Origin of the sequence: Vreelandella andesensis, assembly GCF_003989795.1 — a bacterium.
In the GTDB taxonomy this organism is placed as follows: domain Bacteria; phylum Pseudomonadota; class Gammaproteobacteria; order Pseudomonadales; family Halomonadaceae; genus Vreelandella; species Vreelandella andesensis.
Window position 1 is genome coordinate 133,028 of the sequence record NZ_RZHG01000008.1, and the last position, 25,656, is coordinate 158,683.

Consider the following 25,656-nt stretch of genomic DNA (forward strand, 5'->3'; position numbering starts at 1 on the left):
TTATCGATGATAGGGATGACCTACTAGCAGAGTCCACGCCCGGTATAGCTGTTCGGCCAACATGATGCGTACTAGTGGGTGTGGTAGTGTAAGGGGCGACAAAGACCATGTTTTATTAGCCATTGCAGAAAGGGACGGCTCCAAGCCATCAGGCCCACCTACCAACAGCACCACATCTTTGCCTAACATGCGCCATGCATCAGCCTCGTCAGCAAGTTGCTCTGTACTCCAGGTTTTACCCTTAACCTCAAGTGCCACGATGTATTCATCACCCCGTAGCTTGTCACGGATACGTTGGGCTTCCTGGGCACGCGCCTTAGCTATATCAGCATTTTTGCCACGCTGACCCAGAGAAATCTCTTCAATGTCGAGCATAAAATCCCGAGGTAGCCGTTTGCGGTAGGTTTCAATGCCCTCTTCAACCCACGCAGGCATTTTGGTGCCCACCGCTAACAGCCGGATCTTCATGACATTGTGGCTCGCTCTTCAAACCGTTTGAGCGACTCACTTATAGCGCCAGCATCATTGGGTAAGTCTGCCCATAAACGCTCAAGATCATAGAGCGCTCGCGCTTCAGGCAGCATAATATGGACAACCACATCACCCAAATCTACCAGCACCCAATCAGCGTTATCGCCGCCTTCAACACCCCGTGGCGAAAGACCGGACGCTTTGGCTTTTTCCACAACATTTTGCGCTAAAGCAGCCACATGGCGAGTGGATGTACCACTGGCAATCAGCATCAAGTCGGTAACTTCAGTCAACTTGGAAACGTCTAGCTGCGTAATATCTCGTGCTTTCAATTCTTCTAGGGCATCAACCGCTAGATTTTTCAGTGTATCGATGTGCATAGCTCCTAAAGGCAACCCCTTGTTGTCGTAAGCTCAGCAAAAGCAAGCTCAGTGATATTCAGTAAATAAGCCGGACATTGTAACGGCTTCTTTCCCGACTGCCAGCGCTATTCGTCAGAATGATAGAAACCATGCCGCAGAATGGCGTCTTCGACTGCCTCAGGCAGTAAATAACGAACGCTTCTGCCCTCTTTTAAACGCTCTCTTATATAAGTAGCCGAGATCGCCATCATAGAAGGCAATGCCAGCATAAGAACTTTGCCATTCGGGCATTGCTTCAGTTCATCTGCACTATCGACTTCACGATCACCCACCAGTTCCCTTAACGCGTCAGGCCAAGGAACGTTATAGCCAGGCCGGTCAATGACCACGAGGTGCGCCAAGGAGAATATCTGTTTAACGTTGTGCCATTTAGTTAACTTCAGAAAGGCATCAAACCCGATAATCATCACCAGCGAAGCGCTATTGCCATACATTTGACGAAGCTCGATAAGTGTATGCACGCTATAAGAGCGCCCTTCTCGGCGTAGCTCACGGTCATCTGCCACTATGCTTGGCGTGTCGCTAATGCCTAACCTCAACAACTCGAAACGCTGTTCCGGTGATACCTGAGGCGTATCGCGCAGAGGCGGCTGAGGCGCGGGAATCATGTGCAGGCGATCAAGCCCCAGGGCTTCACGAACCTCAACAGCACTTCGTAAATGCCCTAGATGCACAGGGTCAAAGGTGCCTCCTAACATACCTATTTGCATGGGTGTTGAACTCATTGCCTGACTTGTCCGTCTCCAAATACGATATATTTTTGCGTTGTGAGGCCCTCCAAACCAACCGGCCCCCGTGCGTGAAGCTTATCGGTTGAAATGCCTATTTCTGCCCCTAACCCATACTCGAAGCCATCTGCAAAGCGCGTAGACGCATTGACGATAACCGAACTCGAGTCGACCTCAGCCATGAAACGCCTCGCTAGACTGATGTCTTGAGTCACAATGGCATCGGTATGGTGGGAGCCGTATTGTTCGATATGCTGGATTGCTTCATCCATACCATCGACGACTCTAATCGCTAAAATAGGCGCAAGGTATTCAGCACCCCAATCTTCTTCAGTCGCCAACGCTGCGTGAGGCAGTAACGCCCGTGTACGCTCACAACCCCGCAGCTCGACACGGTGTTCAGCATACACACGCGCCAGCTCTGGCAGCACGATATCAGCAATCGGTGCGTCTACCAGTAGCGTTTCCATCGTATTGCAAGTGCCATAACGATGCGTCTTCGCGTTCACCGCGATGGCCATCGCTTTAGCGGGGTCTGCCGTGGTGTCGATATAAACATGGCAAACGCCATCGAGGTGTTTAATAACCGGCACCGTTGCCTCGCGGGAAATGCGCTCGATCAGAGACTTTCCCCCTCTTGGAATAATGACATCGACGTACTCAGGCATGCTAATCATCGCACCCACTGCAGCTCGGTCTGTAGTGGCAACAACTTGTACAGATTCAGGCGGCAAGCCCACATCGGCTAACCCCTCCTGGATACAGCTACTAATGGCAGCGTTTGACGCACTCGCCTCAGAGCCTCCGCGTAGCATACAAGCATTACCAGATTTTAAGCACAGGCTCGCAGCCTCAAGGGTAACGTTGGGGCGAGATTCATAGATGATGCCAATGACCCCTAACGGCACGCGCATTTTGCCAACTTGAATCCCGCTTGGCCGATAGCGCATATCGTCAATTTCACCAACAGGATCTGGCAAAGCAGCCACTTGATGCAGGCCTTCGATCATGGCATCAATTCGCGCATCGTTAAGCGCCAAACGGTCTAATAACGCATTGTCTAAGCCGGTCTCTTTACCCCGCTGCACATCAAGCGCATTAGCTTCTAGTAGTCGTTGTCTAGATGCCGCTAAGCGTGATGCCATTGCTTCCAGGGCACGATTTTTTAATCCCGTATCAGCACGGCGCAATTCCCGGGCAGCTGAACGAGCGCCTTGACCGAGCGCCTGGATATAAGCGGGCACATTCCCCGCAGCTAATTGCTGTTGGGCTACGTTTTGGCGTGGGTTTGAACCGCTCATACTTTCTCCCTGTGATATCGCGTGTGCAAGGCAAGTTGCATTCTATGGTAGTGGTACTGAGTGTTTGGCAGTATGTTACGTCATTAGGACGTTATAATGATGTTGTTAGTAACTACAATTTTGACGCCCGCGCGTTTAACAACGGCTCTATGGGCAACCGCGAATTTAAGGGTGAATAGTAAGCCACCATGCAAAGCAAGTACAAAATACGCCTACTAAGAGCCAATCTGATCACAGCGGCGATAGTATTAGCACTTTGGACATATACGGCGCAGCCAGTGGCTGCGTTGGCGCTATGGTTGTCAGCTGGCTGGCTACTTGTAACTGCGCTACTGCTCGATTTTAGCCACCGTCGCTCTAAAGGCCTATCTTGGCAAATGCTCACCGGCGTGCTGTTATTGAGTCTTATTGCCGCTGCTCCAGAACGTCATAGCTTTTTAATATGGGCCTGGCCGGCAATGTTTATGTTGCCCCAAAACCGCTGGGTAGCTACTTTTAACGCATTCGCTGCCCTGCTCAGCTGGTTATTAATCGCCCCGCTTCTTACCTTGCCCGAAGGGCTGTTACTTTTGGCTGCTCTGATTACGCTGGGCGTACTATCAAGCGCTAAAGCATGCCAGTTAATCGATATTAACGGCTCAGTTCGCAAACGCCTTCGTCTTATCCCTGGATTTAACCTGTGGCCAAGCGGGCAACTATTGAGAGACCTAAGTCGCGAACAAACCCGCTCTGAACGTGAAGCTATCTATGCAGAGTTATTAATTATCCAAGTGAAACGTCATCAGCTTTGGTCGTCAGCACAAAAATTATGCAACCTCACACATAGCTTCGAACACGTTTATCGCTTAGACAATCAAACGCTTGCCGCCTTAATGTTGTCGAATAATTCAAAAGAAGCTACCCACCGCCGCACGCTTCTATGTGCTGGACTCCCAGAAAAACAGCACACTTATCACCAACCACTAATGGACATAGAGCTGTCTGGCCTCTCCGTCGAAGCACTAGTCCAACTCCCGCCTCAACAACGGGAAGATAAAGATGATTGACCAACCACTGCATCGGCACCTGATGACCTTTGCTTACACCGCCAGCGTCATCCTAGTAGCAGGCTATACGTACTGGCTGTATGGCCTGGGAAATTATCACGATCTTTTAGTGCCAATGTTTGTGGCACTGCTGTTACTTGCTGCGTTATTGATGCATTACAGTCAGGCGTTAAATCCTGTTCTACCCCGCGCTATTTTGCTGGGCAGTAGTTATGTCATTACCTTGTCCGCCTACTATTACCATCCTGACATCCCTGCTGTTTGGATCGGCCTTCCCACTGCTGCTGCGTTTTTTTTATTACCACTATTAAGTGCATTATTATTAACCGCATTTTCTGGCCCTTTGTGGTGGTTACTAACTCACCAAAACAATGCTTCCACAGAGATTGTGATCGCTTACAGCGCTCTCATTCTTCTGCTGGCATTACCACCCTGGGAGCACGCACGTCAGCGGGCCTTGTTAAGAGCAACAGATCCGAACGACAATGATTGCGACGCTTATCATATCGATATGCTAATAGAGCGACTACACAATGAGTACCAACGAGCAGCGATGCTCGATAAACGCTTAGCGGTATTAGTCATGCATCTACCCCAGCTTGATATGGCGGAAGAGCAATTTGGCCCTCGCGCACAAACTGCGCTATTGGGCGCTTTGTGCAACGAAGTCAATAGCCGTTGCCGTGACCACGACCTGTTAGGCCGCTCAAACAACGCTACTTTCTGGCTAGTGCTGCCCGACACAAGCGAAAGCGGAGCTATGTTGGTGCGCGAGCGGCTGCAACGCGCATTATCGCAACGTGTTTTAGTCGAAACGGGACAATTAGAAACCCGAATTGCTGTATGCCTACCACGCCAAAATGAGAGTTTTGAGCGCTACATAAATCGCTTGGAAGCACGCGCAAAAGCGTTATCTATCGTCTGATGCTTATTGATTGGAGCAGTATTTTTCATGGCAGATATGCTTTTTTCCCTATCACTCTCACCTGCCATGTTACTCCTGATGGTTGCACTGATTTCACTGCTAGAATCCCTCGCGCTGATAGGCCTTTTAGTGCCTGGAGTCGTGCTAATCACAGCAGCCGCCTCTTTGGCGGGACACCAAGCCATTGCTTTGCCCTGGCTAATCAGTGCTGCATTGCTGGGCGCTATTTTAGGTGATGGCATTAGCTACCAGCTTGGCTATCATCACCGCGAACAAGTGACCAACCGCTGGCCGCTATCCATGCATCCTGAATGGCTCGAGCGCGGCGTACGTTTTTTTGAACGTTATGGTGTTCATTCGGTATTTATTGGTCGGTTTGTAGGCCCCGTCCGTCCTATTATTCCGCTGATTGCAGGCATGATGCGAATGCCACCCCGCACTTTTTTATGGGCTAACGTTACCTCAGCAGCCCTATGGGCACCCGCTTACGTGTTACCTGGCTACTTACTAGGTAGAACCTGGCAACAACATCTCAATCTTCCCGCCAATATAGAAACGGCGGTGATTACGCTAGGCGTATGCGTTGTCATAGTCGCGGTTATTTTTTCATGGGGAAGAGCACAGACTAGCCGACACGGCTTCGTCTACTTCACAATAGCGCGTCTTATTCGTCGAGTTCCGTTCATTCGCCGTTCGTGGCTCTCGATGAGCCTGAATGATGAAGTGCCGTTAGCCTCGCTACTCCTCTTCGTTATCACACTGGCAAGCGTTTCAGCCTGGACGCTGCTCGTCATGAATCATCAAGGCCCGCTGTCAATAGATCTACAAGCTCAGCGCCTGTTTTACTGGTTAAGCAATGAGCCACTTCAGTTGATTAGTGTGGGCTTGGCTAAAATAGGGGACTCAGCTGGAATTACCGCCTTGCTTTTACCGTTGGCTGTTTGGCTGATACGTCACAAACGAATGGATGCTCTCTTTCATTTGGCGGTAGCAATCGGAGGCATTGCGCTGCTCAACACGATAGGAAAAATGGTTTTCGGACGTATACGACCAGAAACACCAGATTACCTAACAGGTTCATTTTCATACCCAAGTGCCCACACCTCCACAATTGTTGTTGTTGTTGGGTTAGCAGCTGCTTTCATTGCAGCAGAAGTACACCGCAAACAACGCATTTGGGTTTATTGGCTAGCCATTATTTTAGTCACGCCCATGGCGTTATCACGCCTGATATTAGGCGTCCATTGGCTAAGTGATTTGATTGGCGGCATACTTTTGGGCCTTCTGGTATGCGCGCTCATTCGTTTGAATTGGCAGCGACGCAGCAGAGCTCCTTTACCCCATTGCCCGTGGGGCAAACTGTTAACAGCCACCCTTGTGCTGGTAAGCCTGCGGGTTTTCCTGCTGCCACCTGTTTAGTAAATCAACGCAAAACCTATCCTAGGGCCAGCCAAACACCTACGCCTATCATTAATGTTCCCGCTATGCGGTTAAGCAACCTGACGTTGCCGCTTTTACCCAGCGCATTACGCAGCGTTTTACCACCGGTCGCATAGACCAACATACTGGCGAACTCGATCACTAAAATAACGGCAATCAGAAGCGTTAGCTGAGGGGCTAGTGGCCGCCCGCCATCTAAAAACGGCGGCAGCAGCACCATGAAAAAGGCCCATCCTTTGGGGTTGGCCACTGCCGTAACCAACCCCTGAATGGCTAGCTGCATCCGCCCAGCGGCAGGCCCCGCATTAAGCTCGTCAGGGATAGCCATGCGCCCCCTAGAGCGCCACATCATAATGCCCAGATACGCCAAGTACGCACCACCTACCCACTTAAACGCAACAAACAGCTCTGGCTGACGCAGCATTAACGCTGCCACACCAGCGCCCGCGGCGGCGGCCACAATGCCAACGCCAATTAGCTCGCCTATCATCATCCACAGCGTTCGCTTCACCCCCTGGGTCATACCCAGCACCATGGCCAGTGTCATACACATCCCTGGCGTTAATGAAACAAACAAAAACGTGGGAACAAACACTGACAGCGTAGCCCATGACATCATCATTACTCTTCCGTGTTGTTATCGCTCTCAATATTGCTGGACGCGGTTTCATCTTTTTCCCCCCAGCGCGGCACAAGGCGATGGGGTATATCTAACTGGTTGAGTATCCTTGCAACCACAAAGTCGATTAAATCTTCTATCCGTTCTGGGCGATGATAAAAACCGGGAGCCGCAGGCAAAATCACCACTCCCAAACGACTTAACGCCAGCATGTGCTCTAAGTGAATGGGTGAAAATGGGCTTTCACGCGGCACCATAACTAATGTCCGCCGCTCTTTGATAGCAACGTCAGCGGCACGCTCAATTAAGTTATTGCTTGCGCCAGTCGCAACCGCTGACAGCGTGCCTGTTGAGCAAGGACAGATGACCATGGCAGAGGGAGCACCGGAACCCGATGCGACGGGCGCCATCCAGTCTTCACGACCAAAACAGCGGATTTGACCGGGTTTAGCGCCACTTTTCTCGGTAAGTGCTTCTACTAAGCGTTTAGGCTGAGCAGGTAGCGATAGATCCGTCTCCGTGGCGATGACCATATGCGCTGCTTTAGAAATCATTACCCATACTTCGTGCCCAGCCGCCACTAATACGTCAATCAAACGAAGGCCATATTGCGCGCCTGAAGCACCTGTCAGCGCCACCGTTACCGGGGGGTTAAAATCGTTCACTCAGCTTGCTCCTTAGCAGATAGCGCACTCAACAGCCGCTGATGAACGCCCTCAAAACCACCGTTGGACATCACAACGATACGGTCGAGTGGTGACGCTTGAGTAACAACCGCTTGAACGAGCGCATCAATGTCGCCAAATAGTTCGGCACGCTCACCTTGTTCAGCCACCAATGCCTCCATTGACCAGTCAAGTCCTGCCGGTTGAAACCAGAACACAGCATCCGCATCGACAACGCTGTCGTTCAGCCGAGCGCGTAGTGCGCCTAACCGCATGGTATTGGAACGCGGCTCAATCACCGCCAGCAACCGCCCTTTGGTAGTAGCTGCACGTAACCCTTTTAAGGTGGCCGCAATCGCAGTTGGATGGTGGGCAAAGTCATCGATGACTTGTACCCCATCAACTTCTCCGATGACTTCCTGACGGCGGCGAGGCGTTTGAAAACGGGATAGCGCGGCGCAAGCGCGAGCAAGATTCACGCCGCAACGGCTCGCAGCGGCAAGGGCCGCAAGGGCATTACGCGCGTTATGTTCGCCGGTTAAGGTCCACTCGACCACGGCGTCCTCTTCGCCGTTTTCACCGATATGTAGCACCTGAAAGCGGCTGCCATCAGCGCGTTCCAAGCGAAGCTGCCACTCGCTATTTTCTAACGTACCGAAATGCTCGACTGGCGACCACGCCCCCATTTTTAGAACGCGCGCCAACGCAGGCTGTTGATCAGCGACTAGCAGACAACCTTGGCTAGGTACGGTTCGCACCAAGTGGTGAAATTGGCGTTCAATCGCAGCAAGGTCAGGAAATATATCGGCATGATCGAACTCTAAATTATTCATCACCGCAATCTGAGGACGGTAATGAACAAATTTAGAGCGCTTGTCAAAAAACGCTGTGTCGTACTCGTCAGCCTCTACAATAAAGGGGCTTTCGTGATTACCTAAGCGTGCAGATACGCCAAAATTACGTGGCACGCCGCCAATCAAAAATCCAGGCGTTAAGCCAGCGCTTTCCAACAGCCATGCTAAAAGGCTGGCAGTGGTGGTTTTGCCATGAGTGCCTGCAACGGCAATAACTTGCCTGCCAGGTAGTACGTGCTCCGCCAGCCATTGAGCGCCTGAAGTATAGGGCAAACCGCTATTTAGCAGCGCCTCAACTTCTGGATTACCCCGGGATAGTGCATTACCCACAATGACCAGTTCAGGTTCATCAGCAAGATTTTCGGCGCGATATCCTTCCATCAAGGTTATCCCCGCCTCCTCCAATTGGGTGCTCATGGGAGGATACACATTCGTATCTGAACCGCTTACCTGATGTCCTAACTCCCGCGCTAGTAACGCCAAGCTCCCCATAAAAGTGCCGCAGATGCCAATAATATGCAGACGCATAGGTGAAGCGCTCCTTACTTAACGAGTTAACTAGGCTGCTGAGACTAGCATGCAACGCTAACTTGCTCATCTAGTTCAACATCCCTATTGGCCACAAAGCTCAAGCCTAAGCTCCCCCAGAAGTGACAAAACGCACAGTTTGATGCAGGATGCAGCTACCTTTTTGCTCACGATCTTTTCAATACGATCTTTCATACACACACTATCGCCGACCAATCTCAGTGTCGCCGTGGGAGCTTACGATGCGTGTTTTAATTCGCTATTTCTTCAGAGGTGTCCGCCTGATTCTAGCCCCTGTCATGTTGATCTCGGAGAAGCTTTCAACCCCTAAATCCGTAGAGCGCACCGAGGAAGAACAAGCTAAAGTCGATGCCGCCTGCCAAGATCTTGCCCTTTATCAATTCCGAACATGTCCCTTTTGCATCAAAGTCCGTAAAGAGATTGCCCGTCTAGGCCTTAATATCGAGTTGCGCGACGCTCAGCTAGATCCCGCCCATAAAAAAGCGCTTCAAGAAGGTGGTGGCAAGGTCAAGGTTCCCTGCTTAAAGATTAACCACGAAGACGGTCGGGAAGAGTGGCTTTACGAATCAGATGCTATTAACCGCTGGTTACACCAACATTTTGCTTAACTATTTCGCTTAAACAACATTGATACAACTGCCGCTATTAAACTGAACAGCTAAATAGCGGCCTCCACCCCCCTACCTTCGTCTAACCACCTCTCTTTCTAAGACCGTACCCAGCCTTGTCATTCAGCAGATGAATGATCCCTCTCATTATTTCGATTGTATGACGCAACCCGTACTCTCTATGTTTATAAAGAACCTCTATGTTTATAAAGAACATAGTGCTCTAAAAATAGCTGACAAGCTGAACATGTCTGGTTTGCTGGTTTTCAAACGCACCTGGTTTTTAATCACACTAGGTTTGATCAGTGAAGTGAACAATAAACAATACAAAGGGAACAATTATGACGTTTAAGAAAACGCTACTGGCTTCTGTCATTGGTGCTGCGGTTGTGGGCACGACGATGTTGCCGATGACCGCTAGCGCAGAAACCCTGCGCATTGGTTACTCTGCCGACCCCGAAACTCTCGATATTCACGAGCAGTTATCTGGCGGCATGCTGCGCCTTTCACACTTAGCGTTTGACCCGCTGGTACGTTGGACAAAAGATTTTCAGTTCGAGCCGCGCCTAGCGACAGAATGGGAGCAAGTAGACGAAACCACCACACGCATGACCCTGCGTGAAGGCGTCACTTTTCACTCCGGCAACGAATTCACTGCCAAAGATGTGGTATGGACTATTGAGCGCCTAAAAGAGAGCCCTGATTATCGCGCTATCTTTGAGCCCGTCGCCAGCGCAGCAGCGGTTGACGATTACACCGTCGAAATTACGACCACTGAGCCTTACCCGCTGTTGCTCAACCTTGCTACGTACATTTTCCCTATGGATAGCGAGTTCTATACGGGCGAAACTGAGGATGGCAACGAAAAAGCAGAAATCGTAAAAGCGGGCAACTCATTTGCATCGCGTAATGTATCCGGCACAGGTCCGTTTATTGTCACTGATCGTCGCCAGGGCGTCCGTGTTGATTTCGAACGTTTTGAAGACTATTGGGATACTGAGAGCGAAGGTAACGTCTCAAAGATTGTTCTGACACCCATTGCTGAAAATGCGTCACGCGTGGCTGCCCTGCTATCAGGCGGCGTTGACTTTATCGATGCAGTGCCACCTAACGACCTGGATCGTGTTCGCGAAGCCGATAACGCCAGCCTAGTAGAGGTAGACGGCACACGTATCATTGGCTTCCAAATGAACGAAGAGCGCGTTGAAGCCTTCCAGGATGCACGAGTTCGTCAAGCGGTTGATCTGGCCATTAACCAAGAAGGCATTGCCGACCGATTAATGCGCGGTTTCGCCACGCCAGCAGGTCAATTCTCTCCAGAAGGCTATTCTGGCCACAATCCTGACCTAGTACCACGTTACGACGTTGAACGTGCTAAGGCGTTAATGGCAGAAGCTGGCTACGAAGAGGGATTCAGCGTTGACATGATCGCGCCGAATAACCGCTATGTGAACGACGCTCAGATTGCTCAAGCAGTAGCCAACATGCTGGCACAAATTAACATTAACGTTAATTTGCGTACGATGCCGCTTGCCCAGTACTGGCCTGAATACGATACTCGCGAATCTGATATGGCCATGATTGGCTGGCATGCTGACACCGAAGATACCGCAAACTTCTTTCAGTACCTGTCTTTCTGCATAGATGAAGAAACCGGTGTAGGTCAATACAACTACGGCAGCTATTGCAACGAAGAAATTGATGCGCTGGTGACTGCCGCAGATAGCGAAACCGATCTAGAAAAGCGTAATGAGATGCTGAGCGAAGCGGAAGCTATGCTTTATGAAGACGTGGGCTACATCACGCTGCATTGGCAAAACCTCGCCTACGGTGCAGCTAATGGCATCGAAATCGAGCCTGTCGTTAACGCCCTCGACTTCCCCTACCTAGGTGATCTGGTAATTAATCGCTAATTTCCACACTTATTTTTACATGCGCAAGGACGCTTCGTTCTTCAGAATTCTGGAGGACGAAGTGTTTTATGTGGTTAACAGCCTTGCTACAGGCTTCGTCATTACTTGCAACTGTTCCTCTATTAAACCTATGACATAGGTGGCGTACGCCATGATTGCTTTTTTAATCAAACGCTTGATGCACGCGGTATTGGTGATGTTTGTCATCAGTGTGCTGGCCTTCGCCATCCAGGATAACCTGGGTGACCCTGTACAGCAGATGGTCGGCCAGTCGGTCCCCGAAAGCGAACGTGAAGCCATTCGCGAGCGCCTGGGCTTGAATGATTCGTTTTTAGTGCAATATGTACGTTTTGCTAAAAACGCCGTGCAAGGCGATTTTGGCGACTCGTATTTTTATCGTGAACCCGCGCTGGAAGTTATCGCAAGGCACTTGCCTGCAACCCTCGAACTGGTGTTCGCCGCGACACTCATTATTGTAATTTTCTCAGTGCCGATTGGCGTTTACAGCGCGATAAAGCCTCGTTCACCTCTCTCTCGATTATTTATGGGTGCATCGATCATCGGCATTTCGATACCGGTGTTTTTGACCGCCATTTTATTGATTCAGATTTTTTCGATTGGCATCACCATTACCCTGTTTCCTGAAAGTACCAGTTGGGGAGCTTGGCTAAATGGACTGCTGTCGACGGAAGGCAACATGCCATCGTTTGGCCGTGGCTATAATTTAGTCCATGTTGTCGGCCACTGGGATACCAATCTAGCAACGTGGAATGGTTTACAGCATCTGGTACTACCGGCTGTTTCACTAGCGTCTATTATGTTGCCGCTGTTTATCCGCCTGATACGCGCGGAAATGATGGAAGTGCTGCAGTCAGAGTACGTTAAATATGCCCGTGCCAAAGGCATTTCAATGCGCCGGGTCTACTTTGTGCACGCGCTTAAAAACACCATGCTGCCGGTGATCACCGTTGGCGGTGTTCAGATCGGCACCATGGTGGCCTACACCATTTTGACCGAGACCGTTTTTCAATGGCCAGGCATGGGGCTGATGTTCCTTGATGCCATTAACCGTGCCGACATACCGCTGATTGTTACTTATCTGATGATTGTCGGCGTCATTTTCGTGGTGACGAACACCATTGTGGATTTGATCTACGGCTTCGTGAACCCCACTGTAAAACTGACAGGTAAGCCCGCATGACAACGCCTACAACAACGACAGCCCCCAGCCGCTGGGAACGCCTGCGTGACTCCTACTTATGGTATAGCTTCAAGCGCGACCGCACGGCTCAACTGTGTTTCGCGGTATTTATTTGCCTAGTCATTGCGGCGTTTTCTGCGCCTTTGCTGGCACCCACTAATCCTTATGATCTCGCTCAGATCGACATTATGTCGTCTGAGCTACCGCCCTTCTGGGTTGAGGGTGCCGATGAGCGCTTCGGCTTAGGCACCGATGCCCAGGGTCGCGATTTATTGTCGATTATTCTTTACGGCACACGCGTATCCTTACTGATCGGTTTTGGCGCGGTCATACTTCAAGCGTTGCTCGGCGTCACGTTCGGCCTAATGGCAGGCTATTTAGGTGGGCGCGTTGATGCTTTTTTGATGCGCTTAGCCGATATCCAGCTATCGTTTTCCACCCTGATGGTCGCTATTGTGGTCGGAGCGGTAGTGAAAGCTACAATGGGCAGCGCATTTTATAGTCAATATGCCGTGTTAATGCTTGTTTTGATTATCGGTTTAGCCGAGTGGCCTCAGTATGCACGTACAGTGCGTGCTTCGGTGTTGGCTGAGAAAAACAAAGAGTATGTCGATGCCGCTCGAGTGATGGGGCTGCGTAGCAAACGCATTATGTTCCGCCATGTGCTGCCCAATACTATGTCACCGATTTTTGTTATCTCAACGGTGCAAATTGCCAATGCCATTATTTCAGAGGCGGCGTTATCGTTCTTAGGCCTCGGGATGCCAGAAACTCACCCATCTCTTGGATCGCTGATTAAAGCTGGCTTTGACTATATTCAATCAGGCTCTTGGTGGATCACCCTGATTCCTGGTGCGGTACTGATTGTGCTGGTGCTTTCTATCAATCTACTGGGCGATTGGCTGCGCGATGTCATGAATCCACGACTCTATAAAGGCTGAGGACACCATGGCATTACTTGAAGTCTCTCATCTCGACGTACGTTTTGCGCTCCGCCAAGGTGAAGTGCGCGCGCTACGCGATATCAATTTCACCCTGGAGCGCGGCGAGCGTCTAGGCATCGTAGGCGAGTCTGGCGCTGGTAAATCCGTGGCCGCCTTCTCATTACTTAACCTAATTGCCAAACCTGGCTATATAGCAGGCGGCAGCATTAAATTTGAAGGTCAAACACTTAATACCATGTCTGAGCGCGGTCTGCGTAAAGTGCGCGGCAACCGCATCTCGATGATCTTCCAAGACCCAATGATGACGCTGAACCCCGTGCTCTCGATTGGTGAGCAAATGGTCGAGTGTTTAAAAGCTCATCGACGTATTTCTACTAAAGAAGCCCGCGCGATCTCACTGGATAAGCTTCGCCAGGTTCAGATTCCGTCACCAGAAACACGCTTAGATCAATACCCCCACGAGCTCTCAGGCGGCATGCGCCAGCGCATTATTATCGCTATTGCACTGCTGCTCGACCCCGACATCATCATTGCCGACGAGCCTACCACCGCCTTGGATGTGACCATTCAAGCGGAAATCATGGCGCTGCTGCTTGAGCTATGCGAACAGCACAACGTCGGGCTTATTCTCATCACCCACGACCTGGGTGTAGTGAGCCAAGTCACCCAACGTATGCTGGTCATGTACGCAGGCCGCGTTATCGAACAAGGCCTGACACGGGAAATCATCAACGACCCGCAGCATCCCTATACCCAAGGGCTAATTAACGCATTACCGCAGATGGCGACCCCCGGAGAGAAACTCAATCAGATACGCGGCAGCATGCCGTCACTGTCTAACTTACCTAGCGGCTGCGCGTTCCATCCTCGCTGCGACTTTATCAATAGAGCAGATGGTCAACCGCGCCCTGCCTGCACCCAACAAGTGCCTGAGTTTGTTGAATCCGGCAATTGTCGTGTCGCCTGCCATATGGTGGCTGAAATGCTTGAAGATCGTCGCCTGAAGGAGGAAACACGATGAGTGATCAGGTCGAAACGATGCAAAGAACTACGCCCGCTCAAACAACGCCCACTCAAAACGAAGAAAGCAGCGAATCGCTACTGCAGATTCGTGGCCTGAAAAAGCGTTTTTCGTTATCAGGGGATTTTTTGGATCAGCTGCGCTTTAAGGGCGGCAAGCTAGTTCGTCATCAAGAGCACGTACACGCCATTAACGGTGTTAACCTCGATATAAAACGTGGTGAAGCGCTCTGTGTGGTTGGTGAATCTGGCTGCGGTAAGTCTACCGTGGCACGCACGGTAATGGGCTTGCTCACGCCTACAGAGGGCACGATCCATTATGACGGGCAGCGTATCGATAATTTAAGCGGTCGCCAGCTATTGCCTTATCGCAAGCGCATGCAGATGATTTTCCAAAACCCTTACGCATCGCTTAATCCTCGGATGACAATTCAACAAACGCTGGAAGAACCCTTGCGTTTGCACCACCCCGACTGGAGCCGTGAAAAGATACTCGACAAGGTTCAAGACGTCATGGGCTCAGTGGGAATTGACCCAGATTGGGGCAAGCGATTTGGACACGAGTTTTCCGGCGGCCAGCGCCAGCGGATCGCCATTGCCCGCGCGCTAGCCGTAGACCCTGAGTTTATAGTTGCCGACGAGCCCATTTCGGCATTAGATGTATCCATTCAGGCACAAGTGCTCAACCTGCTAATGGAAGCGCAACAAGAACGTAACCTGACCTATCTGTTCATCACCCACGACTTAGCGGTTGTTGAACATTTTGGCACCCGTGTAGCGGTCATGTATTTAGGCACAGTTTGTGAAGTAGCAACGACCGCGACATTGTTTGCTAAGCCGCGCCACCCCTATACTCAGGCATTGCTATCGGCTATTCCACGTTTAAAAGATGACCGTCCTCAGCATATTCGTCTTACAGGTGAAGTGCCTACGCCCGTTAATTTACCCAGCGGCTGCGTCTTCCATGGCCGCTGCCCCTATGCCAACGCCCGTTGCCATCAGGAAATTCCTGCCTTACAAACGCAGGATGATGGCACACGCGTTGCGTGCCACGCTGTTGAAGAAGGCCGCCTATGACGTCAGTTTCAACAACAGCATTACATTTGGCAGCACTGCGAGGTAAGGCATGGAAATTCGCTGGCTAGAAGACTTTATTGCCCTGGCCAGAACGCGACACTTTTCTCGCGCAGCAGACGAACAGCACGTCACCCAACCCACCTTTTCACGGCGCATTAAGTTGCTAGAAGAAGAGATGGGCGTGACGTTAATCAACCGGCAAACATTGCCGCTTTCGCTAACCCCAGCGGGAGAGGAGTTCCTGACGCTTTGCGAGCAAGTCACTGATCGCGTGCGCTTAACGCGCGACCGCGTGAGAGAAATCAGCGCCGGACAACAGCGCCGAATTATGGTGGCGGCTCCGCAAAGTTTACTCCCGCAGTTTTTGCCAGAATGGCTTTCTTCTACGGGCTGGCAAGATCGCATCCAACCCTACTTGCGCGCAACAGGCTGGGTGGCAAGCGATTATTTTCAAGCGCTTGGCCGAGCAGAGTGCGATCTTGCTATTTGCTACTGGCCAATCGGACGTTGCGATTTAGATATCGATACCAGTGCCTGCACGTATCGGGTCATTGGCCACGAACGCCTGATACCAGTCACAGGTCTGGATGCGAATGGCTCACCCTGCGCGTCATTGCCCGGCTCGCGGCAACACCCCGTGCCCTGGCTGGCTTACCCGAAGCGCGGCTTATTAGGCTCAGCGGTAAAGGCGCATCTCGCCCGCCTACCGCAGAGTACATACCTCACGGCACAAAGTGAAAACCTCTACGCGGCGGGTATTAAAGAATTGGTGCTTTTAGGCTATGGAATGAGCTGGTTACCCGAACGCAACATAGCCGCTGAACTCTCCAACGGCACGTTAATCAGAGCGGGCGACAGCCGCTGGGATGTCCCGATGGAACTGCGACTATATCGCCACCAAGACCAGCATCACGCTGAGCTGGATAGCCTATGGAGTGAACTCGCCCCGCCGCGCAGTTAAAAACGCAATTAAGATGCTGCAAAACTCAGCCTGATACCGTAATGAGATTCTAGCCAAGCGTCATTGAAAAAAGGACACTACTTGCATGTCAGCTTCTTTATTTAACCTGCAGCGCGAGCACTTAACATATTTACAGCAAGCCTATACAGACCTGCTAGCGAGTCACGATCTCGATAGCATCGCTATTTATAGCGGCCACGCTAGCCCTCACTTTGGCGACGACCACACGCCAACTTTTCAGACTTACGGCCATTTTATGCACTGGGTGGGCATGGCTGATATTCAACACAGTTGGCTGGTGATTCAACCAAACAAACGCCCACAACTGTACCTGTATGCCCCGGCTGATTTCTGGCATTTGCCTACCCAACTACCTGAAGAACCGTGGGTCACTGAATTTGAACTTCATTTATGTAGCGAAAAGATCACTCCAACGTTGGCGGGTCGCGCTGCCGTAATTGGTAATATTGAAGCCACCACGCGCTTAGCATTAGATGCACAATACCAGCCCGACCCGTTGGTTAAAGCCCTGGATGAACTGCGCATGTTTAAAACGGCTTATGAAATAGCATGTTTAGGGGAAGCTAACCGACTCGCCATGGCAGGACATCAAGCCGCGCAGGCTGCTTTTATTGGCGCATCGGCTGAGTTAGATATTCAACTGGCCTACCTGGGCGCCAGCAGACAACGGGAATCCGATGTTCCCTATCAAAACATTATTGGGCTAAATGAACATGCAGGTGTACTACATTACCAACATTATGACCTAAACAGCCCAACACAACGCCATAGCCTGCTGGTTGACGCTGGTCGACGTTTTCGCGGCTACTGCGCTGATATTACACGCACGTATGCAGGCCCTGATGCACCAACTATCTACCGCGATTTAATTGATAGTATCCACCAGTTAAAAGACACGCTTGTGGAAAGCGTCGCGCCAGGCGTAGAGTTTATTTCGCTACATAAACAGATGCATTTTTTACTGGCAGATATTCTTATTGCCAATGACCTTTTCCAGGGCAGTGCCCAAGAGGCGGTAGATGAAGGTATTACACGAGCCTTTTGTCCACACGGATTGGGGCATTCATTAGGTCTACAAGTTCATGATGTGGCAGGTCTTCGTCAGCCAGATGGAACGCCCTTACCCGCTCCGGAACAGCATCCCGCGCTACGATTAACTCGTACGCTGCGCCCCGGCATGGTGGTAACGATAGAACCTGGGTTCTACTATATCCCGATGTTACTGGAACCATTGCGGGACAAAGCGCTGCCAATTAACTGGAGACGTGTTGATTCATTAGCCAACTGTGGCGGCATCCGTATTGAAGATAATGTCGTCGTGACAGAAAGCGGCTTCAAAAACCTAACCCCCTGACTCGCCTAATTAACCCCCTGACTCGCCTAAAAAAACGCCCGGCCCTAAGGAGTAATTCCCTGGGCCGGGCGATGATCAAATCACGGGCAAGAACACCCGCTTTACTTCTCGTTAGAAGCGGTAGGTGATACCGCCGCCAACGGTGACTGGCTCTATGTCGACTTCACCGACTTTGTTGCCTGCCGCATTAATGTCTGCATTCACGTCTGCGTAGTTAACGTAACCATTTAACATGATGTTATGGGTAACGGCTAAATCTACGCCCGCCTGACCGATCGCGCCGTAGCTTTCATCAACGCTTAAGCCAGTGGGCTCGCCTGAGAAACGCGTGTAGTTCAAACCAACCCCAACATAGGGCTGAACTTTAGAGTCCAAACCGCCCATCGGATAGTAGTTGACCAACAAGTTGATTGGCATGCGATCTACGCTACCTGCGCTGCCACCAGGGCGGGTGTTTAAGTCGTGTTCAAACTTTTCAGAGCTGTTAAGTTCAGCGCCAAACTTATCGTTGAACAAGTAACCCGCGCCAAAAGTAAACCCGCGCGCGCTTTGCACGTTTAAATCTGCTGCGCCCACGTTGCCATTTCCAGAACCCGTATCCGTTTGGGCGACACCACCACGTACGAAAACGTCACCTGCTTCGTAAGCAAGTGCTGCTTGGCTGGCGATCAGTACGCTAGCGGTAATTACAGCAGCAGAAACTAATTTTAATTTGCTCATCAGGATCATCCTCTTACATCTTGCTTGGGATTGGTGCCGGTAATTCCAGCTACCTGTACAATATATACCAATCGAACAGCGTTTCCAAACTTATTGTAATATTTTAATATAAGTTTTATAAATCACGTACTTTCTAAAATAAGTCTCATCCAAAAACACCAGACATTAACGCCAGACATTAACGCCAGACATTAACGACAGGCAAAAAAAAAGTCCCCCGAAGGGGACCCAGGTGGAGCACGCCAGCTCACTCGGTGTATCGCTTACCAATCTACGTTGGGGCGATATAGCAAAGAAGGAAGAGAACTCTATCTATTGCCTGGAACTCTGTTCATTTGCTTCTTACCTTTAATATTGCGAACTGCGTGCCATATTTTTTAAAATCATTAAAAAACAGATATTTAATCAAAATCCGTTGGTTTTTAGCTTATTTATAACGCATTGCAGCAAATAAAATGCACCAGTGCTGCGCGTTTCAGGGTGCCTTTGCTTCACAATGCATCAACGCAGTGCTGCTAAAGCAGTAATAGCTAGGGAGTTACGATTATTTTCACCTGCGCCTTGTCACTTAACAGCGCTTCAAACCCCTCTTCAACAATATCCGCTAGCGGAATTCGCTGAGTCACCATGTCTTCAGCACGGAAATAGCCTCGCTGCATTAACGCCAACACCGCCGGATAGACATGTCGATAGGCAATAATGCCTTTCATGGTGCGTTCTTTAATAACGAGGTCGTTGGGTTGGAAGCTTGCTTCCCCTTCCCAAATACTGACCACGACCACTTCGCCGCCTTCGTGAGTGCTATGTAATGACTGATTCAGCACTGCCGCAATTCCCGTCACCTCGAACGCAACGTCAACACCGCCATTGCTTAACGCTTGCAGCTTCGCCACGGCGTCTTCTTGCTGCGGGTCAACCACAATCGCGCCGAGCGCTTCAGCCTTAGCTTTGCGTGCAGGAGCCACCTCGACGGCGTAAATTTGAGCGGCGCCTGCCGCTTTTAGTGCCTCGATGGTCATTAAGCCAATCGGGCCTGCTCCAAAGACTGCTGCGCTATCTCCTGCTTTCAAGCTACTTTGGCGAACGGCATGTAAAGCAACCGCCGCCGGCTCCACCAATGCTCCTTGCTCGAAGCTAAGATCATCTGGCAGTTTATGCACCATGTGCTCACCCATCACGGTGAACTCTGAAAACCCACCGCCGCCACCAGACAGGCCGTGGAAACCCAACAGCGGAGTTAGGTTATAGCGCTCCATTAGATAAGCGCCATCTTTGTTAGGCGAAAGAATTGGCTCTATGGCAACGCGGTCGCCCACTTTCACCCGCGTTACCTTATCGCCCACTTCAACCACTTCACCGGCGAATTCATGCCCCATGATAATTGGCGCTTGCTCGCCACTAATTGGGTGCGGCTTATCGACCGGAATAAATATCGGCCCGGCCGCATACTCATGCAAATCGCTGCCACAAATACCACACGCTGCCACCTTAACTTTTACCTCATGGGGGTCGTTAATCGTCGGTATCGGCATTTGCTCAACACGAAGGTCTTTCGCTGCGTACCACACCGCTGCCTGCATCGTTGATTTGTTCATTAGCTGCCCCTTAGGTTACTTTTATGCTCTGTGATGGACTGGCTGCAGGCCATAGACAGGGGTGTCTAGCCCTTCCATGCGTGCTTTTAACTGCAGTGCCAAATAACGTGAATAGTGCCGCGACTGGTGCAGGTTGCCGCCATGGAACCAAAGCGCCTCTTGCTGAGTGGGCTTCCACATATTGCGTAGCTCGCCTTCCCAAGGGCCTGGGTCTTTGGTGGTGTCGGAACCCAGTCCCCAACACTTGCCGACTTTATCGGCTACTTCTTGCGAAATAAGCCGTGCTGCCCAACCGTTCATCGAGCCATAGCCAGTTGCATAAACAATCAAGTCAGCGTCAAGCTCGCTACCATCGGTAAGCGTGATGGAGTGTGGGTTAATATGCTCGATACCCACGCCGCTGCGCAGCTTGATATCACCACTGGCCACCAGATCACAGGCGCCCACATCGATGTAATAACCAGAACCGCGGCGCAGATACTTCAAAAACAGCCCAGATTCATCGTCACCGAAATCGAGCATAAAGCCTGCGTCCTCAAGCTTCTGATAAAACTCGGCGTCGCGCTTTTTAATCGCCTCAAAGGCGGGGCGCTGAAAATCCGGTAATACTTTGTATGGGATCGAAGCAAACACCAGATCGGCTTTTTCATGAGTTAACCCACTTGCCACAGCCTCTTCGGAATAAAGCGGCCCTAGCACCTCTTCCATCAGCGAATCCGACTTCACAATATGGGTAGATGAGCGCTGCAGCATGGTGACATCGGCATCGTGCTCCCATAGCGCAGCAGCAATATCGTGCGCCGAATTATTCGAGCCCACGATGACGCATTTCTTACCTTTATAGGCATCCGGCCCTGAATGCTGGCTAGAATGCTGCTGCTCACCTTCGAAGTTTTCCGCCCCTGGGAATGTCGGCACATTCGGCATACCCGACATTCCGGTGGCCATTACTAGTTGCTTGGGTCGTAGCGTGACTTCTTCGCCGTGGCGCTTAACCTTAACCACCCACTCCCCTGCGGCCTCGTCATAGCTAGCATTCTGACACTCGGTGGAACTCCAATAATTGAGCTCCATCACTTTTGTGTACATCTCCAGCCAATCGCCTACTTTGTCTTTTGGGGTGAATACCGGCCAGTTGTCAGGAAAGGGAATATAGGGCAAGTGGTCGTACCACACCGGATCATGCAAGCAAAGTGACTTATAGCGATTACGCCAGGAGTCTCCCGCGCGCTCGTTTCGCTCAATGATGATCGTTGGCACCCCCAACTGCCTTAGCCGTGCGCCTAAGCCAATGCCGCCTTGGCCACCGCCAATAATCACGCAGTAAGGCTGCTGGGTATAGCCCAGCTCAGCCTCTTCACGCTCTCTTGCCTCCAACCACGTTTCACGCTGCTTATTGGCACCGTGCTCAGCCCCTTTCGGGCGGTGATGATTGCACTGCTCAGGATAGTCGTTCAGCGCTTGCATCGTGGTTAACAACGTCCAGCACTTGCCTTCTTTCAGACGCAAATAGCCTTTACCGCTGGCAACCGCTGTTTCAAAAGTAAACCACGCATCGTAGACATCGCCGTTTTGAGTAGCCTCGCCTTCTAACTGCCAGTTCGAAGGCTGTATGTTAGTGAGTGTGGCATTGAGCATGTCCTGAATATCATCTTTACCTTCGCAGGTTTTTAAATTCCAGGTGAAGGTAAGGAAATCGCGCCAGTAGCATTCATCTCCGAACAGAGACAGCACTCGCTCTATATCCTGAGCCTGAAGGGCAGCATCGAAATCGCGAAGCCACTCTTGAACGCTAGCCGTGGCGGTTTGCTGGGCTTGTGTGGGTATATGTGACATAGCAGGTACTCCATGTGCATTTGTTATTGTTGAATTGTCTTTAAGACACACAACCCTAAGCACCCGCCGTGCCAAATAACCTGAACAACACATCAACAAGCTGAAAAATAAACAAAAAATAAAGCCATAATGAAGTACAAGGCAGGGATAAGGCGTAGTGAGTTTCTTTTGCCATGGCCGGAAAGTGTTCCCAACAATTCCGGCATTTCCGCCATCCATAGCGGTCAGATGGCAAAAGTAGCTCCCAGGGAAGGGGTTACAGCGCCATCGCCTAGCCTTATCACCTACTGAGTAGTCAATAGAGCCATGTACACCTGTCACGCCGTTTACAGCTTTGCGTTACAGGTGTAACGCACGACTAACGGCGTAAGAAGCTCACGTTGACTCTAGGGGCAAAGCGCATAGGCTGAAAGAACAATAACAACAGCGCCCAACGAGTACCGCCATGCGTCATCACACGCCCCCAGCCAAACGGCTTCAGTCTGAACAGCGTCGGCATATCGAACATATTTTTCAGCTCGGAGAAGGGCTAGAGACACCTTGTTTGCCTGCGCAGGCCACCATTCGTCGCTCCTGGCTGCGCTGCCTAAATGAATATCAGCTGGACCCTACGCGGCCACGCCCTGCCCGCGTAGTGCCCCAGCAAACCTTGATTGAACACCGCGAATCTGTTGACGAGTTACTGCATGTTGCCCGCGCTGGGGTCGATCAGCTCTATGGGCAAATAGCGCAGCTTGGCTACGTACTACTCGTCACCGACCACCGCGGCATTACCGTAGAGTTTCGCGGCGACCCCAACCAGAATCAGCAATTACGCAAAGCCGGCCTCTACCTGGGGGCTGACTGGGATGAACGCTTTGCTGGCACCTGCGCCGTCGGCACCTGTTTACATGATCGCCAAGCCATCATTTGCCATCGCCAAGAACACTTCGATGCATCACATATTTCTCTGACCTGCACCGCCGCTCCCATTGCTGACCCTCAGGGTAACGTGATGGCCGTGTTAGATATCTCCGCATTGCAGTCGCCTGCCCAACACGAAAGTCAGAATTTCAGCCTCTCGCTGGTAACGCTTTATGCACGCATGATTGAGGATGCCTATTTTCTTCAGTGCTATCGCGACTGCCTAATGGTGCGTCTGGATACCTCAAGGGAATTTGTCCACGTTAACGGGCGCGGTTTAATCGCCATCGAAGAGAATGGACAGGTGATCGCTGCCAACGCCGTGGGCCGCGAGCTCATCGCCGAACACCGGCATCGTTGGCCACCGTGGTCCGCGAATCACGCCCCAATGCTCGCTGAACTATTTGAGTGTGAGATCGCCGATATACTCAGCATTAATAGTGGCACCGATGATCAACTGCGCGCCTTTCGCGCCCGCGCCAGCAATACCATCCACTTTATTAGCCTGCTGGAGCCCCGCCGCCCTCGCATGGCCCATCAGGCAGTGACACCTACATCTGAGTTACCAGACCCCCTGGCCCGACTAGGCGCCGATGATCCCGCCATGCGCAAAGTACAAAAACTAGCCGACCGCCTGCGCAATGAAGCAAGCGTTAACGTACTGATTAGCGGCGAAACTGGCACCGGAAAAGAGGTGGTTGCAAGGGCGCTGCACGAAAGCGGCAATCGCGCTAAACAACCGTTTATTGCCGTCAACTGTGCGGCCATTCCCGAGTCACTGATCGAAAGCGAATTGTTTGGCTACGAACCAGGCGCGTTTACCGGTGGCCGCTCGAAAGGAATGCGTGGGCTTATTCCTCAAGCACACAAAGGCACGCTGTTTTTAGATGAAATCGGCGATATGCCATTAGCGCTGCAAACCCGACTGTTGCGGGTGCTGGCCGAGCGCGAAGTCATGCCGCTAGGGGCTAATACACCGGTAAAGATCGATATTCGTGTTATTACCGCGACCCACCGACATATCGAAAAAATGATTCAGCAAGGAGAATTTCGCGAAGACCTTTATTACCGGCTAAACGGCGCCCAGCTGCGCCTGCCCGCACTACGCGAACGCGCCGATAAACTGTATGTTATTCGCCGTGTATTTGAAGATATTGCCAACGAACGCGCCACGCACGCATCACCACGCCTGCGGGCAGATGCCATTAGTGCGCTGCTGGCGTATTCCTGGCCCGGCAATATCCGCCAGCTTAAAAACGCCCTCGCCTTTGCCCTGGCCACCTCGGAAAGTGACGAAATAACCGTTCACGACCTGCCGGAACAGTGCCTAAGCCAGCGTATTACCCGCAACGCGGCGGTGCTTGAAACCAATACCGGTGAAGTTCCTTCAGGCTCACTTAGCGACCTGCTCAAGCAACATCACTGGAATATAAGCGCGGTTGCCCGTGAGCTAGGTGTTTCAAGGCCCACGATCTATCGGCAAATGCAGCGCCAAGGGATAGTACCCCCCAACTGGCAGGGCTAATAGCCACGCTCTCTATCTGCTAGTTGGCCTTCAGGTTTACCCTCACGTACACTTGTTTGAATCTTCTTTTAAAAACTCGTTTCGACAAGCCGAGGCACTCCCCATGGCGTTTGATTCTACTTCCTCATACATCGCAACTGATGCGCTCAAACAAGCGGTCAATGCTGCTGTTGTATTGCAGCGCCCACTGCTCATCAAAGGCGAACCCGGTACCGGCAAAACACTGCTGGCCGAGGAACTCGCCGAATCCCTTGGCACTAAGCTGATCACCTGGCATATCAAGTCCAGCACAAAAGCTGCCCAGGGGCTTTATGAGTATGATGCGGTCAGCCGCCTGCGCGATTCCCAGCTAGGCGTTGAAGGGGTGGAAAACGTCGGCAACTACATCAAGCCTGGTAAGCTGTGGGACGCTTTCACCGCGGGAGAGCGAGTAGTACTGCTGATTGATGAAATTGACAAAGCGGATATCGAGTTTCCCAACGACCTGTTGCAAGAGCTGGATCGCATGGAGTTTCATGTGTATGAAACCGGCGAAACCATTCGCGCCGAACAACGCCCCATTATCGTCATCACCTCGAATAACGAAAAAGAGTTGCCCGACGCTTTCCTGCGTCGCTGCTTTTTCCATTACATTGAATTCCCCGACCGCGAGACTATGCAGGCGATTGTTGATGTCCATTTTCCGGATATCGCCCCCAGGCTGGTCGGCGAAGCTTTGGAAGTGTTTTTCGATCTTCGTAACGCCCCTGGGCTAAAGAAAAAGCCCTCTACTTCAGAGCTGGTGGATTGGCTCAAACTGCTAATGGCCGACGAACTGGCCCAGGAAGCGCTGTATAACCGCGACCCAGCCAAAGCACTGCCGCCGATGGCCGGCGCACTGGTTAAAAACGAGCAGGATACTCACCTGTTGGAGCGCTTGGCGTTCATGATGCGTCGCCAAAAGAGTACGGGGCGTTAA

At 51.3% G+C, this 25,656-nt stretch carries 23 protein-coding genes; 13 read left to right on the top strand and 10 right to left on the bottom strand.

Translation table 11 applies throughout. The annotated features are described in order from the left end of the window. The 4 genes from rlmH to ELY33_RS04580 all read right to left on the bottom strand — a co-directional run bounded on the left by rlmH (position 1) and on the right by ELY33_RS04580 (position 2,922). On the bottom strand, positions 1–468 hold the full coding sequence (gene rlmH, locus ELY33_RS04565; RefSeq protein WP_126944612.1) for a 23S rRNA (pseudouridine(1915)-N(3))-methyltransferase RlmH: 468 nt from the start codon (positions 466–468) through the stop codon (positions 1–3). Beyond that, positions 465–851, bottom strand: a complete 387-nt coding sequence (gene rsfS / locus ELY33_RS04570; RefSeq protein WP_009723533.1) for a ribosome silencing factor — start codon at positions 849–851, stop codon at positions 465–467. Before rsfS ends, rlmH begins: the two co-directional genes overlap by 4 nt. Positions 852–958: 107 nt before the next feature. After that, positions 959–1,603, bottom strand: coding sequence for a nicotinate-nucleotide adenylyltransferase (gene nadD, locus ELY33_RS04575; RefSeq protein ID WP_126944615.1), 645 nt, complete (start codon positions 1,601–1,603; stop codon positions 959–961). A gap of 11 nt (positions 1,604–1,614) precedes the next feature. Then, the gene (locus tag ELY33_RS04580; RefSeq protein ID WP_126944618.1) at positions 1,615–2,922 is read right to left on the bottom strand and encodes a glutamate-5-semialdehyde dehydrogenase; all 1,308 of its coding nucleotides are present in this window, start codon (positions 2,920–2,922) and stop codon (positions 1,615–1,617) included. Positions 2,923–3,110: 188 nt separating this feature from the next. Between ELY33_RS04580 and ELY33_RS04585 the strand changes: the two genes are divergently transcribed. From ELY33_RS04585 to ELY33_RS04595, 3 genes are read left to right on the top strand one after another with little or no spacing between them, the layout of a single operon-like run. After that, positions 3,111–3,968 (top strand): hypothetical protein, encoded by an 858-nt coding sequence (locus tag ELY33_RS04585; protein ID WP_126944621.1) that lies wholly within the window; start codon positions 3,111–3,113, stop codon positions 3,966–3,968. Next, the gene (locus ELY33_RS04590) at positions 3,961–4,893 is read left to right on the top strand and encodes a GGDEF domain-containing protein (RefSeq protein ID WP_126944624.1); all 933 of its coding nucleotides are present in this window, start codon (positions 3,961–3,963) and stop codon (positions 4,891–4,893) included. The genes ELY33_RS04585 and ELY33_RS04590 overlap by 8 nt, the downstream gene beginning before the upstream one ends. Positions 4,894–4,920: 27 nt before the next feature. Beyond that, on the top strand, positions 4,921–6,312 hold the full coding sequence (locus ELY33_RS04595; RefSeq protein WP_126944627.1) for a bifunctional DedA family/phosphatase PAP2 family protein: 1,392 nt from the start codon (positions 4,921–4,923) through the stop codon (positions 6,310–6,312). 16 nt (positions 6,313–6,328) lie between these two features. Here ELY33_RS04595 and ELY33_RS04600 read toward each other — a convergent pair whose 3' ends face one another. The 3 genes from ELY33_RS04600 to mpl are packed head-to-tail and all read right to left on the bottom strand — an operon-like array spanning position 6,329 to position 8,999. Then, entirely contained in the window at positions 6,329–6,952 is a 624-nt protein-coding gene (locus ELY33_RS04600) for a LysE family translocator (RefSeq protein WP_208644203.1), read from the bottom strand. A 2-nt stretch (positions 6,953–6,954) separates the two neighbouring features. After that, positions 6,955–7,617, bottom strand: a complete 663-nt coding sequence (locus ELY33_RS04605; protein WP_126944630.1) for a flavin prenyltransferase UbiX — start codon at positions 7,615–7,617, stop codon at positions 6,955–6,957. Then, on the bottom strand, positions 7,614–8,999 hold the full coding sequence (mpl, locus tag ELY33_RS04610) for a UDP-N-acetylmuramate:L-alanyl-gamma-D-glutamyl-meso-diaminopimelate ligase (protein WP_126944633.1): 1,386 nt from the start codon (positions 8,997–8,999) through the stop codon (positions 7,614–7,616). The genes ELY33_RS04605 and mpl overlap by 4 nt, the downstream gene beginning before the upstream one ends. 242 nt (positions 9,000–9,241) lie before the next feature. Here mpl and ELY33_RS04615 point away from each other — a divergent pair, with 242 nt between their 5' ends. The 8 genes from ELY33_RS04615 to pepQ all read left to right on the top strand — a co-directional run bounded on the left by ELY33_RS04615 (position 9,242) and on the right by pepQ (position 18,119). Further along, entirely contained in the window at positions 9,242–9,628 is a 387-nt protein-coding gene (locus tag ELY33_RS04615; protein ID WP_126944636.1) for a glutaredoxin family protein, read from the top strand. 341 nt (positions 9,629–9,969) lie between these two features. Then, the gene (locus ELY33_RS04620) at positions 9,970–11,541 is read left to right on the top strand and encodes an ABC transporter substrate-binding protein (protein ID WP_126944639.1); all 1,572 of its coding nucleotides are present in this window, start codon (positions 9,970–9,972) and stop codon (positions 11,539–11,541) included. A gap of 151 nt (positions 11,542–11,692) precedes the next feature. Next, entirely contained in the window at positions 11,693–12,742 is a 1,050-nt protein-coding gene (locus tag ELY33_RS04625) for an ABC transporter permease (RefSeq protein ID WP_126944641.1), read from the top strand. Next, positions 12,739–13,683 carry an ABC transporter permease gene (locus ELY33_RS04630; RefSeq protein ID WP_126944644.1) on the top strand — a complete coding sequence of 315 codons (945 nt, stop codon included), beginning with the start codon at positions 12,739–12,741 and terminating at the stop codon, positions 13,681–13,683. Before ELY33_RS04625 ends, ELY33_RS04630 begins: the two co-directional genes overlap by 4 nt. Before the next feature lie 7 nt (positions 13,684–13,690). Beyond that, positions 13,691–14,707, top strand: a complete 1,017-nt coding sequence (locus ELY33_RS04635) for an ABC transporter ATP-binding protein (protein ID WP_126944647.1) — start codon at positions 13,691–13,693, stop codon at positions 14,705–14,707. Between the two features lie 17 nt (positions 14,708–14,724). Next, positions 14,725–15,783, top strand: a complete 1,059-nt coding sequence (locus tag ELY33_RS04640) for an ABC transporter ATP-binding protein (RefSeq protein WP_126944804.1) — start codon at positions 14,725–14,727, stop codon at positions 15,781–15,783. A 49-nt stretch (positions 15,784–15,832) separates the two neighbouring features. After that, on the top strand, positions 15,833–16,744 hold the full coding sequence (locus tag ELY33_RS04645) for a LysR family transcriptional regulator (RefSeq protein WP_126944650.1): 912 nt from the start codon (positions 15,833–15,835) through the stop codon (positions 16,742–16,744). 85 nt (positions 16,745–16,829) lie between these two features. Next, positions 16,830–18,119 (top strand): Xaa-Pro dipeptidase, encoded by a 1,290-nt coding sequence (gene pepQ / locus ELY33_RS04650; protein ID WP_126944653.1) that lies wholly within the window; start codon positions 16,830–16,832, stop codon positions 18,117–18,119. Positions 18,120–18,230: 111 nt separating this feature from the next. Here pepQ and ELY33_RS04655 read toward each other — a convergent pair whose 3' ends face one another. From ELY33_RS04655 to ELY33_RS04665, 3 genes are all read right to left on the bottom strand, one after another. Then, a complete protein-coding gene (locus ELY33_RS04655; protein ID WP_208644202.1) occupies positions 18,231–18,839 on the bottom strand; it encodes an OmpW/AlkL family protein in 609 nt (202 codons plus the stop codon). Between the two features lie 530 nt (positions 18,840–19,369). Beyond that, positions 19,370–20,434: a 2,3-butanediol dehydrogenase gene (locus tag ELY33_RS04660; RefSeq protein WP_279629863.1), complete on the bottom strand. Its 1,065-nt coding sequence runs from the start codon at positions 20,432–20,434 to the stop codon at positions 19,370–19,372. Positions 20,435–20,455: 21 nt separating this feature from the next. Continuing rightward, complete coding sequence (locus tag ELY33_RS04665) at positions 20,456–22,270, bottom strand: NAD(P)/FAD-dependent oxidoreductase (protein WP_126944659.1); 1,815 nt, start codon at positions 22,268–22,270, stop codon at positions 20,456–20,458. Between the two features lie 445 nt (positions 22,271–22,715). Between ELY33_RS04665 and ELY33_RS04670 the strand changes: the two genes are divergently transcribed. Both ELY33_RS04670 and ELY33_RS04675 read left to right on the top strand, forming a co-directional pair. After that, entirely contained in the window at positions 22,716–24,698 is a 1,983-nt protein-coding gene (locus ELY33_RS04670) for a sigma-54-dependent Fis family transcriptional regulator (protein WP_126944662.1), read from the top strand. A 103-nt stretch (positions 24,699–24,801) separates the two neighbouring features. Beyond that, positions 24,802–25,656 carry an AAA family ATPase gene (locus ELY33_RS04675; RefSeq protein WP_126944665.1) on the top strand — a complete coding sequence of 285 codons (855 nt, stop codon included), beginning with the start codon at positions 24,802–24,804 and terminating at the stop codon, positions 25,654–25,656.